Source organism: Bradyrhizobium sp. Kon37, assembly GCF_055807535.1.
In genome coordinates this window covers 1-342 of the sequence record NZ_JBVVOY010000189.1, presented here as the reverse complement: position 1 = coordinate 342, position 342 = coordinate 1, and the positions used below count along the sequence as shown (strand labels likewise).

Genomic DNA, 342 nt, shown 5'->3' with positions numbered 1-342 from the left:
CCGACGTGGGCGGCCGCGTTGATGGCGCTGCTGTCTTGCGCGTCCCTGTGGTACATCAATGGCAACCTTTGGGCGCTTGCTGTTGTGCCCCTGGTGATCGTCGCCGCCGGCGTCGATCTTCGTGTCCCGCGCCTGCGCTGGGCCTTTTACACGTACTACCCGCTGCATCTTGCCGCTCTTTGGCTGATCCGCATTCCGATGCGCGAGGCGGGCTACTTGTTTTTCACCTGACCTTTGAGATTCCAATATGCAATTGCTCAAGAAATGCACCATCGCGGCCCTGCCGCTGCTCGCCCTGTCCGGCTGCGCACTGCTGAACATCCCCATGCCGACGCCGCCCGG

At 62.6% G+C, this 342-nt stretch carries 1 protein-coding gene; it reads left to right on the top strand.

Annotated elements, in window-relative coordinates; translation table 11 throughout:
• Nucleotides 1–231: TraX family protein (locus AC0L3J_RS37740; RefSeq protein WP_473350489.1), on the top strand; the 231-nt coding region annotated here is incomplete at its 5' end.
• Nucleotides 232–342 lie beyond the last annotated feature (111 nt).